Annotated in this window: 9 protein-coding genes and 1 pseudogene; 3 read left to right on the top strand and 7 right to left on the bottom strand. The window is 40.5% G+C overall.

Annotated features, from left to right (window positions below):
• Positions 1–21: 21 nt before the first annotated feature.
• From BN3769_RS11365 to BN3769_RS11340, 6 genes are all read right to left on the bottom strand, one after another.
• On the bottom strand, positions 22–918 hold the full coding sequence (locus BN3769_RS11365) for a hypothetical protein (RefSeq protein WP_068470680.1): 897 nt from the start codon (positions 916–918) through the stop codon (positions 22–24).
• A 257-nt stretch (positions 919–1,175) separates the two neighbouring features.
• Positions 1,176–2,507 (bottom strand): transcription termination factor Rho, encoded by a 1,332-nt coding sequence (gene rho, locus BN3769_RS11360; RefSeq protein ID WP_420885325.1) that lies wholly within the window; start codon positions 2,505–2,507, stop codon positions 1,176–1,178.
• 133 nt (positions 2,508–2,640) lie between these two features.
• The gene (gene coaE, locus BN3769_RS11355; RefSeq protein WP_068470677.1) at positions 2,641–3,252 is read right to left on the bottom strand and encodes a dephospho-CoA kinase; all 612 of its coding nucleotides are present in this window, start codon (positions 3,250–3,252) and stop codon (positions 2,641–2,643) included.
• Positions 3,246–5,918 carry a DNA polymerase I gene (gene polA / locus BN3769_RS11350; RefSeq protein WP_068470675.1) on the bottom strand — a complete coding sequence of 891 codons (2,673 nt, stop codon included), beginning with the start codon at positions 5,916–5,918 and terminating at the stop codon, positions 3,246–3,248. The genes coaE and polA overlap by 7 nt, the downstream gene beginning before the upstream one ends.
• A 207-nt stretch (positions 5,919–6,125) precedes the next feature.
• Positions 6,126–6,878 carry a hypothetical protein gene (locus tag BN3769_RS11345; protein ID WP_068470673.1) on the bottom strand — a complete coding sequence of 251 codons (753 nt, stop codon included), beginning with the start codon at positions 6,876–6,878 and terminating at the stop codon, positions 6,126–6,128.
• Between the two features lie 271 nt (positions 6,879–7,149).
• Positions 7,150–8,190, bottom strand: a complete 1,041-nt coding sequence (locus BN3769_RS11340) for a S49 family peptidase (protein ID WP_068470671.1) — start codon at positions 8,188–8,190, stop codon at positions 7,150–7,152.
• A 1,007-nt stretch (positions 8,191–9,197) separates the two neighbouring features.
• On the opposite strand from BN3769_RS11340, the gene BN3769_RS11325 reads away from it, so the two are divergent.
• The 3 genes and pseudogenes from BN3769_RS11325 to BN3769_RS14810 all read left to right on the top strand — a co-directional run.
• On the top strand, positions 9,198–11,501 hold the full coding sequence (locus BN3769_RS11325) for a gamma-glutamyl-gamma-aminobutyrate hydrolase family protein (protein WP_068470665.1): 2,304 nt from the start codon (positions 9,198–9,200) through the stop codon (positions 11,499–11,501).
• Between the two features lie 229 nt (positions 11,502–11,730).
• On the top strand, positions 11,731–12,609 hold the full coding sequence (locus BN3769_RS11320) for a hypothetical protein (RefSeq protein ID WP_154017899.1): 879 nt from the start codon (positions 11,731–11,733) through the stop codon (positions 12,607–12,609).
• Between the two features lie 297 nt (positions 12,610–12,906).
• Positions 12,907–13,102, top strand: a pseudogene (locus tag BN3769_RS14810) (IS3 family transposase); the annotation flags it as partial.
• A 640-nt stretch (positions 13,103–13,742) separates the two neighbouring features.
• Here the strand turns inward: BN3769_RS14810 and BN3769_RS11310 are convergent.
• Positions 13,743–13,991, bottom strand: a complete 249-nt coding sequence (locus BN3769_RS11310; protein WP_154017898.1) for a hypothetical protein — start codon at positions 13,989–13,991, stop codon at positions 13,743–13,745.
• Positions 13,992–14,371 lie beyond the last annotated feature (380 nt).

The raw sequence follows: 14,371 nt of genomic DNA, 5'->3' as shown, positions 1-14,371 counted from the left end.
TCTTTTCCGCTGTTTTGAACTTTAGCGTAAGGCTTGTGAAAGATAAGAAGGTAAAATGCGCTGTCCTGTCAAGGCGTTCCACTCCGTCGCTGAAAGAGATCCATCTGGATTGAGAACTTCTATTCGATAGACAGGCAAGAAGATTTCCTTTTCGCTGCGAATCTTAAAATCGCTTCCGAATGCAGCCTGGGCCATATTAATAATTTGGCTGCGGCTATAAGTCTTTCCTACTTTTTGGCTATTGATAATAGGCTTAGAAACTAGCTGCTGTTTCAGACGCGTCTGAGGCAGAACTAAGAAGCGGGGATTTTCGAAATGCAGCTGCAGAAGCTGTCCCTTTTGAACAATCAAATGCTTTTGTTTGGCGCTCTCTATCCAAGGCTCGAGAACTTCGCGTTCGACTTTTAGCTCCCTTTGCAATTCGTCTAGGCTAAGACTTCCCTGGCGGCGGGCCAAGGCCTGGATAACTTTAAAGTCATTGCGAGATGCTTGGCATTCAACGCAATCCTTAAATCCATGCGTCGTCTCCCACGTGTCTGTATTGAGGACTATTTCCCCATCTGTCAAACTCCAAAGGACAACTCCTTCGCGTGTCTTTTGATCTTCCGTATATTTGACGTCTAACAAAAGAAAGGGATAGTACTTTTGAATCGGCTCTTGAAAAGTCTTTTTATCGTTTGTAAGAAGCTCTTGACGATGCGCTTCCATAATTTGTTCGGGAGAATAGCGCGATTCCAGTGTAACAATGTCTTGATTGTCAACATATTGAAAAAGATGATCTTTCCAATCTGCTACAGTTGAATTGTTTTCCCATGCCCACCAGCCGCCTCCAGCGCAGGCGAGCAATAGTCCGCCTAGCAGCAGACGGCGGAAAGAAAAAGAAGAAGAAGAGGGAGAAGCATTATCTTTTTTGGCCATGAGTCACTCCTTGATTAGCCGTTTGCCTCTTTACTCGCTTAAGCTTGGATTTATTAGGCTCGGCAGGCAAGCCATCGAGAAGGCTCTGTGTTAGAGGCAGTGAAGAAGGAAGGAGTTTATTACAGATGGCTAAAAAAATAAAAGGATAAAACAATTCAGGTCAAAAGCCTTTTGGCCTGATTGCTTTATCCTTTTGATTGACAGCTGAAAAATCGAAATAAGGGCGCAGCCTTATTTCAATCCTTCAAATTGGAACACTAGTCCTTCATTGAGAGCAAGAACTCGACATTGCTATTGGTCTTTTTCAAGCGGCCAAGCAATAAATTCATCGCATCACCGGGAGCCAAATCAGCCACGGCTTGACGCAGGAGATAAATTTTTTCAAGTTCGTTCGGATGATAGAGCAGCTCTTCCTTACGCGTACCGCTCTTAATCAAATCAATGGATGGGTAGATGCGGCGATCGGCTAGACGGCGATCGAGCACGAGCTCCATATTGCCCGTTCCCTTGAACTCTTCGAAAATGACCTCGTCCATACGCGAGCCTGTATCGATCAAGGCTGTCGCGATAATGGTTAAGGAACCGCCTTGCTCAATATTTCTGGCTGCGCCGAAGAAACGCTTGGGTTTATGCAAGGCGTTGGCATCAATACCACCCGTTAAAATTTTGCCTGAGTGGGGCTGGATGGTATTATAGGCGCGAGCTAAACGCGTAATCGAGTCGAGCAGAATGACAACATCATTGCCATGCTCAACTAAGCGACGCGCTTTTTCGATAGCCATTTCAGCGACCTGAACGTGCCTTTCCGGCGGTTCGTCAAACGTAGAAGAAATGACTTCGCCTCTCACGATGCGCTGCATATCCGTGACTTCTTCCGGACGTTCATCGATGAGAAGAACGATCAGAATAATTTCGGGATTGTTGCAAGCAATGGCATTGGCGATATTTTGCAGAAGAATCGTTTTTCCGGAACGGGGAGGGGCGACAATGAGCCCTCTTTGCCCTTTTCCTACAGGAGCAGCCAAATCTAAGACTCGCGTAGAGAGCTTGTCTTTAGTTGTCTCCATGACAATTCTTTCGTTAGGATAAAGCGGAGTCAGGTTTTCAAAGAGAATGCGCTCTTTAGCCTTTTCGGGCGGCCTGCCATTGATTTTATCCACTTTAAGCAAGGCAAAATACTTCTCTTTGTCTTTTGGAGGACGAATAGTTCCGCAAAGCGTATCGCCCTTTTTAAGGTCAAAGCGGCGGATTTGCGCTGGCGAAACATAAATATCTTCGGCAGAAGGCAAATAGTTGTAGTTAGGGGAGCGCAGGAATCCAAAACCATCGGGGAGAATCTCCAAGACTCCCTCTCCATAAAGGACTTCATTGGGATTTTCCGAAATCGCCTTGACAATTTCAAATACCATCTGCGATTTGGTTAAAGAGCCAAGATGCTTAAGGCCAATTTTTTTGCCATATTGATTAAGTTGGTCAATGTTCATCCGTTGGATGTCAGCAATTTTGGTGATGATCTCAGGTTGAGATCTCTCCTGTTCGACTACCTGTTCGGGGTGTTGCTTGTCAGATAGATTGTCCTCAAATGTCATCGAGGTATCTGTAGATGTATTCTCTGTGTTCTCTGGGTCCATTAAAAACAAGACTCCAATTTGTAAATAGGTTAATTGTTTGCCTTCTCTCCATTGCAGACAGAAGGACGAAATAAATGATCAAAGAAAGCGGTTAATCGCTTTCTATAAGCTCTTGATATAACTCTCTGGTTAATTGCTGAAGATCGGATAAAGTGCCATTATTCATGAGTACATAATCAGCTAAGACGGCCTTATTTAACAAGGGAAGTTGCCTAGCTAAGCGGTTGTTAAATTCTTCTTGGTCATAACCAGTTGCCTGTTTAAAACGCTCAAAACACCTGTTCGAATTCGCTATAACAGCTATGACAGCGTCATAGCCCTTTTCGCCATCACTTTCAAATAATAAGGGAATTTCAGCAATAAAGAGAGAGGGTCGGTTCTTGCTATCCTGTTGTTCTTGATATTGTTTTTCTATCTCATCATACACAGCTGGATGAATGATCTTTTCAAGCGCATCCAGCAGTCTATCATTTTGAAACACCATTTGGGCGACTCGAGAGCGGTCAATTGCCTGATTGACGAGGATTCCCGTCCCCAATAATTCAATGACCTTTTGACCAAGGTTTGTATCAGAAGACAATAATTGATGAACGATTTCGTCGGCGCTTACGACGTAAGCCCCAAGTTCTTTTAAGATACGACAAACCGAGGATTTGCCACAAGAAAGACCACCTGTTATGGCCACTTTTCTTAATTTTAACATTCTTTCCAATTTTTGCCAATATGGATATCAACGACTAAAGGAACTTTAAGCGGCATAATGCCTTCCATGGTCTCTCGCACAAGCTGAGTGACTTCTTCCAACTCTTCATTAGGGACTTCAAAGATAAGTTCATCGTGAATCTGCAAAATCATATACGCTTTTTTGTGCCTTTGCTCCAACTTTCTTTCAATTTGAAGCATGGCCATCTTAATCAAATCCGCCTGCGTGCCTTGAATAGGCGTATTGACGGCAAAGCGCTCGGCCATCGCCCTGATCATGCCATTTTGGCTGTTGATTTCCGGAATCAACCGTTCACGCCCAAATAATGTTACGGCTTTGCCTGTTTGACGGACCCTCTCTTTGCAGGTATCTAAGAACTCTTTCACTTTTTGATAGCGCTGAAAGTAAAGATGAATAAACGTTGCCGCTGTCTTTGTATTGATGCCAAGCTCTTGCGCTAAACCAAAGGCCTGCTGCCCGTAAATAATGCCAAAATTGACGGCTTTGGCTTGATGGCGTTGCTCTTTAGAGACCTCTTCTAAAGGAATACCAAAAATGAGAGATGCTGTAAAGGCATGGATGTCTTCATTTGCTGTAAATGCCGAGATGAGAACGGGATCCTCGCTTAAATGGGCCAATAGCCGCAGCTCAATTTGAGAATAGTCGGCGGCTAAATAGCTCCAGCCGCTCTTTTGCGGACGAAACGCTTCTCGAATCTTACGGCCGACAGCTGTTCGGACCGGAATGTTTTGCAAGTTGGGATCTTGACAAGATAGCCGCCCTGTTGCCGTTACGGACTGATTGAAATTGCAGTGAATGCGATGACTGACAGAATGAACTTCTTGCGGTAGCGTATCAATATAAGTGGAGCGCAATTTCTCCAATGTGCGGTATTCCAAAATTTTAGCGGCAATAGGATACTCGTGCTTTAAACTTTCCAATACTTCCGCATTTGTCGAATGGCCGGTGGCCGTTTTTTTGGGAGGTTTAATTCCCAATTTGACGAAAAGAATTTCGCTTAATTGCTTGGGAGAATTGAGATTGAAAGATTCCCCGGCCATTTCAAAAATGGTTTGCTCCAGCTCTTGAATTTCCTTACTTATTTCTCCCGATAGGTGTTGAAGATAAGCAATGTCGATGAAAATGCCATGCCTTTCCATTTTAGCTAAAATGGGTAGAAGGGGGAGCTCTAGATCCTTGAAAAGCGAAACCAAACCGCGCTCTTGCAATTGAGGCTCTAAAGCTTGTTTAAGGCGAACTGTGTAATCGACATCTTCGCAGCAGTAATTGCAGATCTTATCCAAAGGAACGTCCTTCATGCTGAGCTGCTTTTTCCCTCTTCCAATGAGATCCTGGATGGGGATTTTAACCTTATCGAACAGCTCAAGGGCCAGATGGTCGAGAGAATGCTGACGGCTGTGGGAATTGAGAAGATAAGAGGCCAAAATCGTGTCGAAGCAAATGTTGACAGGCTGGATGTGGTAGTTGCTGAGAACGTGGTAGTCGTATTTAAAATTGTGGCCATAAAAGCCAATGGCCGGATTGGTAAAAAGAGGCTTAAGCTTATGGATAACGGTATTCAAACCCAGGTTGCCATTGACAGGAATATACCAGGCTTTTTGAGGCTCCACTCCTAGGCCAATTCCGACAAGTTCAGATTTTAAAGGCTGGACGCTGGTCGTCTCTGTATCAATGCAAATTTCCTTTTGATGAGATAAATAGGCGATCAATTCATCTAGGCTTTTTTCGTCGTCTACTAATAGGTAGGAGACATTCTCCAGTACTTTTGTCTTATTGATCCCGGGGCTTGCTTGATTTTCCATTTCGCGGATCAAAGAGGAAAAACTCATCTCGTTATAAAAATCTTTAAGCGCTTTCCAAGACGGCTCTCCCAGCTTAAAGAAATCCGCTTGCTGGGGAAAAGGCACTTGGGTATCGATCGTGACAAGGCGCCGGCTGAGCAGCACTTTGTCGCGCTCTTGAAGGAGGGTTTCTTGCTTCTTCTTACCCGGAACTTCTTGAGGATGCTCCAGCAAGTAATCTAAAGTACCGAAATTTCTCAGTAAATCGGAGGCCGTTTTGGGGCCAAAGCCGGACAAACCGGGAACGTTATCAGATGCATCACCTGTAATGGACAAATAATCCACCATTTGTTCCGGCTTGACGCCAAATTGCCCTTCTACGCCTTTGCTATCTAAGATGAGGTTTTCCTTAAAGGTATTGAGGATGAAAATGCGGTCATTGACAAGCTGGCACATGTCTTTGTCGCTGGTGCAAAGATAGGTGGTAGTTCCCATTTGCGCAGCCCATTGGGCGATGCTTCCCATCGTGTCGTCGGCTTCTACTTCGGGAACCATCAGCTCGGGAATGGCCATCAGTTGGCAGAACTGCTGCGCCCATAGAATTTGATAGAGAAGGTCTTTGGGCATTTCTTTGCGATGTGCCTTATAGTCGGCATACATTTCCGTGCGTTTACGCGCATTGTTGGGCCCATCGAAAACCGCCACTAAGTGGGTCGGTTGAAAGTCCTTCATGAGCTTGAGGACTGAGCGAATAAATCCAAAAAGGGCGTTGGTCGACTCTCCTTTGGCGTTGGTCATTTGACGGATGGCAAAATAGGAGCGGAAAATGTAGCCTGAGGCGTCTAAAATATAAATCTTTTCCATGAAAATTCACATGATTAAAATAAGAAAGAATAGAAAGCCGACGGAAATAAAAGAATCAGCAAGTAAGACGTTACTTTCACTCTTCTATTATAATGATTAGGAGAATTTTTACCTAGCGATCTATTGCAGAAGAGGAAAAGGAAGCAAAAGAAATAGCGCCCCTTAGAGCGCTATTTAATTTTTATTTAAGCCAAGAAAGCGAGAAATTTATAAGAACTTTTCTTTTTCCACACTCTCTACTCCTCCTTGCGAGGAATGAGGATTGGAATCTGTAGCAGCAGAAAGTAAATGTTCATTTAGCTTGGCTTTGAGTTCGCTATTCTCTTTTTCTGTATGCTCGACTTCTTGGACTATTAGTTTATATTCTTTTAGAAGATCGTCATATTTATCCTGTAAGCGCGCTTGTACAGAGTCGTTTGATTCCCAAACTCTTTTGAGAAGCTCATATTTCCTTTGTACCTCGCGGAGTTGAAGTTGTGTGCAACAAAAGGCAAGTTTAATGGCAACGTCTGAAATCTGTTGTTTGCGTTGCTCCTCGCGTTTCTTGCCCTGTTCCTCGCATTCCTTCTGATGCTTATTGACTTGTTTAGAAAACTTGATGAAATCGTCTGTAGAGATGTTTTGCTGCGCATGCATTTTGGCCAATAAATACAAGGGAATATAGAGAGTTTTTCCCTCATGTTCCATGACTTTGAATCCCTTTTTGCGGAGACCGGCTATGACGATAGGTGAGCTGGAGGGATGAGAAATAAAATGCTGTTTCATTTCCTCAAAGGTTTTTTGCGCCTTCTCATTTAAAAGACTTTTCAATTCGCTGTCGATTGTATTCTTTAAGAGGGGATAGGTTTGGCAAAGGGCTCCAAAATCATTGATGAAATTAATCGCATTTGAGCAATCAAATGTAAATAGATGGGGAGCCAAGGAAGGAGATAAGGAGATAATAAAAGGAATAGTATTCATAATTTTTTATTTTTCCTAATTTATTTAAACAAATTTGCTTAGAGACCACGTTCATTCAAAAAAATCTTCTATTTGTTATTGGCAGCCCTATTTTGCTGTAACGAGGATGCCAACCATATTTCCTCTTATCTTTATAATGGGGAGGATCATAGATTTCAAATCAATGATAGTGTGTATCTCAGATAAGACAGTTCAAATTTATGAATTTAAAGAAAAGATAATGGATAAGAAGAAAGGCTAAATCATTTGATTTAGCCTTTACTAAGATAAGCTATTGAGGATAGTAGAGATAGAGGAAGCGATTTTGCAAGAGCAGATCGACTGTCGGAGAAACAGACACCTCGTGCTTGACCTTTCCTGTTAGAAGGCTGGCCTGATTTGAAAAAAGATTTTTCCACCAGCCTTTATTCTCGAAACGGATGACTTGGTAGTAGTTTCCTTCAATGCCGACTTCTTTAAGCAATCCTGTCAGGGCATCTTTAATGTGCGCATCGCTGACGTCAATGTAGCCATATTTTTGCGCTTCCGCAGCTGGGAAAATATGGGCGCCATAATCTTTAACGAGCTTATCTTTGCTGATTTCTGGGCGGTTGGCGGTGACTAACTGCACGAATTGCTGATAGTAATAATCGATGACTTGTCTGTAGTTCTCATCTTCGCCGGGCTTCCAAGGACGCAGAGGGTTAAGAGCATCTTTGTCTTTCCCCGCCGAAATAGTCAATGTTTCCACGCCTATTTTTTCCAGCAGTTTAGTCAAGTTCATGAAAGTCGGCGCAATGACGCCAATGCTTCCGATCAAGCTGACATCGCTTGCATAAATTTTGTCGGCCGCTAAGGCAATATACATTCCTCCGGACGCGCACAGTCCGTCTACATAGGCATAGACGGGAACTTTATATTTCTGCTTATATTCCATTAAAGCATTATAAATGCCATTGGCATCCGTTACGGTTCCTCCCGGACTGTCGATATATAAAAGCACCCCTTTGACGCGGTTGTTTTTAAAATCTCCCTCGCGCGATTCGATGAGCTGTTGCCGGATGGTTTTCGCGCTCAATTCTTCCGTTCCAATAATTCCGTCAATATTAATTTGGAGAATAACCGGAGCCTCGGAAGATAATACTTCGCGTTTGCCTTCCGCATTGGGAAGGATTTCTTGCGTATTGACCGTTGTTAGCTTATCTTCGTTTGTTCCGGTCGATAAAGCGGCAAAAAGAATAATAATGACAAATAGAGCGATAAAAATGCCTAGCATGGCGCAAAAAGCGACCATGAAAGAGCGGACAGACGAATATAAAATGGATTCTCGCATAAAAAGCAACCTGTTAGAGTTTAAAAGTTCCTTTTATAATCAACGCGGATTTTAAATAAAAGCCCATAGTCTAGAAGTGTCGATAAGGTCTCTCAAAAGCGGTCTTCATTATGGCTCGTTGAAGAAGAACTTATCCTTAAGAAATCCTCTAAAAACCAGATCAAGGAAATGGGAAAGCGCACCCAAGAATTAGAGCGGATGCTTGGCAAGAGGACGCTAGACAATGAGTCTTTTAAAAAAAACGGGCAAGGCAGTAAAAAAACTGATCCTGCGGTAGCTTTTTCTAAGCCTAAACGCTTTAGCATAAGCGTGAATAGAAGGAGTTGTGAAATTTCTCAATCTAAATCTTATTTAATCATTAAATAGGCCCTCTTCCCCTTAGTTTGCCTGGCCATAGGCTTCATAAGTGATGCGAAGAGAGGAGTTGACTGGCTTTTCGCGGAAACATCACGGAGGAAAGCGGCATCAAAGTTAGCTATTCTGGTGCCATGAGTTCTTTTAGTGTTATATCTAAAACATTTTTCCGAGAGTATAGAGCGGAAATTTTCTCATGAAGTTCTCTATATTTATTTTGAAGATGCCTTGTCTCAGAATGCTTTAGATCAGCCTTGAATTGAACTTTATTAATAAGCAAAAATGGATAGGACTCTTTACAAAAAGATTCCAATTTGATCTTGTTCTTTAATATGCAACGAGTACAAATAGATTTTCCATAAAGAAAAGAATTATGTGCGCCAAATCCTAATAATATACCAAATAATATTCCATTATAATGAATACTATTCATGAAGGTGCTTTTCTCTGTTTCAATATCATTTAAGATTTTTTCAGCATTTCTCTCTCTTCAGATTAGTTTTTTCCAACACAGCTTTCTTTATGTAATAAAATATTATAATTAAGATCTTTTTTTTGTTATTATTCTTCGTTTGTTTAAATTAAGTTAAATTTAATTGTGATTTTGATAAAATCGTGTGCTATTTTAATTAGCTCTAATTATAAAGGTAAAAATGCAGAAATTAGAAAGCAGCCATTCATTCTATCATCAATTAGATTTAAATAGACGCTTAGATCCTCTCTTGCATTCCGTAGCCTCTATTCGTCATCAAGATATTCAGCGAATTGCAAGCTTGGCCATGCCGTTTATTAATCTCTATCAGCCTGCCAGCATGGGCTTGTCTGTCCTTTTCGGTGGTGCGCAAGTATGGACGCTTAGCAAGCATATGTTAGAAAATGCAAAAAATGGAGAATGGCAAATTTTTGCCAGACATGGCGTGCATGTTGCTCTTATGACAACAGGAATAGCCTTATCCATTCTCATGCCCATTGCAGGGACTATTTTCTCTGGGACTTTGCAAATCGGAGAATGCATCTTTCGCTTGAGCTATCATCTGAAAGCAGGCCACTATAAAGAAGCCGCCTGGCAGATTGCCAAGATAGCCCATCAACTCATTTATATGGCAGCAGTCGTTTATGCCGCTCCTGAGCTTTTATTGGCTTCTTTATTGGCACAAGCTTTAGTGGAGCTTTATCGCTGCTATCAAGAGTGGCAAAGAGGCGGGCATGCACCAGAAAGCCTTGGGCATTTGCTTATGGCTATGCTACGTTTGTATCAAGCGTCTTCGCATGCTCAGGTGCTTCATCGCAATTACTTTGGCCATCAAATCAAGCAAGAAGATGTAAAAGTTTTACTAGCAGATATAAAGAAGCAAAAGAGCGAGCATCCGGAGCAATTGGTTGATTTCGAGAAAATTTTAATAGACCATTACTATTCGAGTAAAATTCGCAATATATCCTTTCAACAAGAGACATCGGATTTAACGCATATTTTCTTTAAAAACATGTCTTTTGCCAATTGTGATTTCTCGCAAATTGATTTCAGCCATTCTCTCTTCCAACGGGTCTCTACTCAGCATTCTAATTTTTCTCAATCAACGATGGCTTTTGTGCGCTTTGATAATTTTCAGGCTTTTAAATGCGATTTTTCTGGGCTTTTTTCTTTAGATGCCATTTGGAATCATTGTCGCTTTGAAGGCTGCAATTTGCAAATGGCGCAGAATTATGAATCGATTTTTAATGATACGCATTTTGAGAATAGCAATTTAACAAAGAGCGGCTTTTACCGTTCCATTTTTAACAGAGCTGTCTTTAAAGGATGTGGAATGGAAGACGGCAATTTTGCAGAAACAATTCACCAACAAGGACAATTTAAAGATAGCCAGCTGTCTTATTTATGCTTTAATAGCGCTAAAATGGATGATACCTCTTTTGTCAATTGTCAGCTAAATGAAACGAGTTTTTTTGATGCCCAGGTGAAAGGTTGTCGCATCAAGGATTCCGATTTAACCGATTGTTTGCTTCTAGATAATAAAGATCAGTTTCAAATCACAGGAGGGATATCTCATCGCACGACTAAGCCTGTCATTGGGCTTTTATGGAATTTTAAATCGCATGGACCTTTTACCGATTTGATCGGTGAAGCCCTAAAAGATTGTGGAGCGACCGTTCTAAGATTTGACTATCGAATAAAAGAGCTCGATAAAGCCCGCTTAGAGATCGAAGTGCAAGACGGCCTTGCTCGCCTTAATCGAGAAGGCATCGGCGCAAATCGCCTAAGTATTGCAGATGCTTTGTTAAAAGATTACTCCGGGCAAGCGATCGAACAAGTAAAAGCTAAAACAGAAAAAGTGGCTAGCTATATTCAAGGCGTTTTACTTCCCGGAGGAGATGATGTAGAGCCAGAATTTTATGGGCAACAAGCGAAGGGCATCGATTATGAAGATGATTATCAACGTAGTTTATTTGAGTTCGGCCTGATTTCTCAAGCTTTGGCGAAAAAGCTTCCTCTGCAAGGCATTTGCCGTGGATCGCAAATTGTCAATGTCTTTATGGGAGGTACGCTCAAACAACATGTGGATGATCACATGGTTGTCGTTCATCCATTGAAAATTAATGAGGAATGCTCGGAGGAGGCCAAAAAATGGATGCAAACTATTCTAGAAGGGGATCAAATTAATGGTTTATCCATGCATCATCAAGCTAGCGATCGCATAGGAAAGGGATTAAATGTAGTGTTGGAGCATGAGGAGGTACCCGAAGCCTTAATCAGCGAAGATGGGAATATTGTTTTAACGCAATTCCATCCGGAAAGCTATCTTTTCGATCAGCAAAAAGGGAAAATAGATCCCGCAAAACTGGAGAAGTTTAAGAAATTAGATCCTTATTATAAGGTTTTCTTTTCCTTTTCTTTTGCAAAGGGAAAAAACTTTTTCAGTCATTTAATTAAACAGGCCAGCCTGCAACCAGTCGCATAAAAGCAATTTGGTAAAGGTTAAAAGTTCTTTTTATAATCAATGCGAAAGCCCTTACCGTTAAAAAAATCAATTTTGAATTCACTTTGATATCGAATCAAGACGATCGAAATCATTTCAAATGTCAGTATTATGAAGTTGTAATGTGTCATCTAAACGGCTAAGCTTGTTATAAAAAATAAAATAAATTACAATTTATTAATTAATGTAATTATTTAAATAATAAGGTTAAATGATGAGTGTTAACTTACAAGATTGGTGTCAATTTTTAACGGCTGTTACGCCTAATGCTCACTTGGTAGATGAGCATGCTTGGATTTGCGAAGTTCAGTATAATGAGATACGCAGAATAGAAGTCCTTTCGGAAAGGGATTACAACAATTTTTTCAATACCCATTCTCGGTGGACGAGTACATGCCGGAAATTGTCGATGCAAGAAATCACATCTCTGTCTCAAAATTTATTATCTTCTTCTCAGGACTTCTCTCATTTCCAACTGGGTCGGATAAAGAAGACAATGAGAATTGCTGCAATCAGTGAAATAGAAAACTTTGTGCATTTGACCGATGTTTTCTCCGCAAATGTAGAAGAAAAAATGATGGCTCAATTAAATCGAGTAAAGGCAAATGCAGAGAGTCTTCAAATCATTCCGGATGCTTTGCAGAAGATGAGCGAAAGAGCCCGCTATAAAAAAACGATTGAAAAATCAACAGGCCTTTGGGGCACGGTCAAATGGTATATTTGGTCTTGGTTTTATGATAAAGGCGGACAAGTGAGAGAAATACAGCGGGCAGTTCCTGTTTTGAGCGAGGTTTGCAGGGCAGCTAGGCGAGCAATACAAGAGCGCATTATATTAAATATGGAAAGCTTTGAAGAAGAGATCCATGTCAGCCCCGATGAGCACCATCTCTATTCCGCAGAAGAAAGTTTTAAAAAGTTTGATTCTTCTTATAAGGTGGAACAGCTATGGTTGGCCAAGTATGGAGAGAATGTCTATAGCGATCCCGTATCCACTGTTGCGCAGAAATGCCGAAGAAGAATTGAGGTAATGTTAAGAATGTGGGAAAATCTCACTGAATTTGAAGCTAATCAAGCTGGGACTGAAGAATAGAGCGAATATGTTCTTTCCGAAATGTTTAAGGCTTATCAACTAAGCAAGGAATTCATTGCGTCTGGTCGCTTTATTTTTTATTTAGAAGTCAATGAGTTTAGCCTTTTGTCCTTTTAATGGATTGCGAGATGGAAAGCCTTGCCGAATTAAAATTCCATTAATATTTGAGATTATTTTTCTCTCTAGCAGGAAACTGAGATAGAGGACAATATTGAGTGATATGGCCTTTTGTCTTATCCCTGCTAGGGGAAAAGAACTTAAATCTAGGCCAGTAGCCGTTTAAAGAAATCCGCTTAAAGCCAAGTCAAGGAAATGGAAAAGCGCATCCGAGAATTGGAGCGCATGCTTGATAAGAAGACACTAGAAATGAGATTTAAAGGAAGTGGCCAGGCAAGGAAAAACTCATCTCACGGCAGGTCTTTCTAAACTTAAACAATTTAGCATAAGGAAAATAGCAGAAGCCATGCAAGTGTCTCGGTCTAATCTTATGCAATAATTTAAAGAGATCCTTCTTCCCTTAGCCTGCCTGATCATAGGCTTCATAGCGATGCGAATAGAGGCGTTGACGGTCTTTTTGCGGGAAACCTCACAGAAGAAAGCGGCATCACAGTTAGCTATTCTGGTGCCATAAGTTCTTTTAACGTTATATTAAAACATTTTTCCGAGAGTATAGAGCTGAAATTTTTTCATGAAACTCTTTATGTTTATTTTGAAGATGCCTTGTCTCAGAATGCTTTAGATCAGCCTTGAATTGAACTTTATTAACAAGCAAAAATGGATAGGACTCTTTACAAAAAGATTCCAATTTGATCTTGTTCTTTAATATGCAACGAGTACAAATAGATTTTCCATAAAGAAAAGAATTATGTGCGCCAAATCCTAATAATATACCAAATAATATTCCATTATAATGAATACTATTTATGAAGGTGCTTTTCTCTGTTTCAATATCATTTAAGATTTTTTCAGGCAATATTTCTTCCTTTAATATTGCTTGGAATAATAGTAAATTTTGAGAAATAATTTATTTAAACTTACTTTTATTAATCACATAAATGTATAAGGCGGATCCAAGTTTTTTGGAGGGCATTATCTCGCTTACAATCAAATATTTTTTCATGGGAAATTTATGCTTATATTTTTGCCATGTTTCCCATGATTTGCTTAACTTTCCGGAAGGCCCTTTTAGAATGGCTTCCCATTAAATCAAAAAAAAATAAAACGAGTAGAATGACCGTTTTGATTTTCATGAAATGCAAAATTACGTTTGGATGGTCTGGTAAGCCTTTGTAAGGGCTATCTTTCTTATAAGCAGGATAATCTCTATCATAATTTGGATACTTTTTTGCTTCATAGTCAACAATATATTCCCATATCATCATGATAGAGACTTTTTGTCTTGAAGAGATTATCACAAATTTTAACGAAAATCCCATTTTCAACGATTATAATATCTCTCGAGTTAATGTATTGCTTATCATAAGCAGCAAGTCCAAGACCTTAAAGATCTGATCATCATAGTTCATGAGAAAACTATTGGCATAGATGGGATTTCCTCTTTATGCACCATAAACGATATATCAAAGATTGAGACAAAAGAGATACTTTGGCGAATAGAAGAAAGATTATGGCCAGCTCTCGAGGAAAAATATGGTGGTCGGATATGGGAAACTAAGCAAGAAATTATTAATGAAGTAAGCCGATTATCTTCACAGCAAGTTCATTTAAAACAGACTATTCAGAAGGATTATCAATTGAGTTC

The organism is Candidatus Protochlamydia phocaeensis, assembly GCF_001545115.1.
Taxonomy (GTDB): domain Bacteria; phylum Chlamydiota; class Chlamydiia; order Chlamydiales; family Parachlamydiaceae; genus Protochlamydia_A; species Protochlamydia_A phocaeensis.
The sequence above is the reverse complement of the archived record's forward strand: the minus strand, read 5'-3'. Positions and strand labels throughout refer to the sequence as shown.

What these genes read in the sequence shown, in the direction of transcription:
- BN3769_RS11365 (WP_068470680.1), bottom strand. Translation starts at nt 918, where the DNA reads ATGGCCAAAAAAGATAATGCTTCTCCCTCTTCTTCTTCTTTTTCTTTC.
- BN3769_RS11345 (WP_068470673.1), bottom strand. Translation starts at nt 6,878, where the DNA reads ATGAATACTATTCCTTTTATTATCTCCTTATCTCCTTCCTTGGCTCCC.
- polA (WP_068470675.1), bottom strand. Translation starts at nt 5,918, where the DNA reads ATGGAAAAGATTTATATTTTAGACGCCTCAGGCTACATTTTCCGCTCC.
- coaE (WP_068470677.1), bottom strand. Translation starts at nt 3,252, where the DNA reads ATGTTAAAATTAAGAAAAGTGGCCATAACAGGTGGTCTTTCTTGTGGC.
- rho (WP_420885325.1), bottom strand. Translation starts at nt 2,507, where the DNA reads ATGACATTTGAGGACAATCTATCTGACAAGCAACACCCCGAACAGGTA.
- BN3769_RS11325 (WP_068470665.1), top strand. Translation starts at nt 9,198, where the DNA reads ATGCAGAAATTAGAAAGCAGCCATTCATTCTATCATCAATTAGATTTA.
- BN3769_RS11320 (WP_154017899.1), top strand. Translation starts at nt 11,731, where the DNA reads ATGATGAGTGTTAACTTACAAGATTGGTGTCAATTTTTAACGGCTGTT.
- BN3769_RS11340 (WP_068470671.1), bottom strand. Translation starts at nt 8,190, where the DNA reads ATGCGAGAATCCATTTTATATTCGTCTGTCCGCTCTTTCATGGTCGCT.
- BN3769_RS11310 (WP_154017898.1), bottom strand. Translation starts at nt 13,991, where the DNA reads ATGATGATATGGGAATATATTGTTGACTATGAAGCAAAAAAGTATCCA.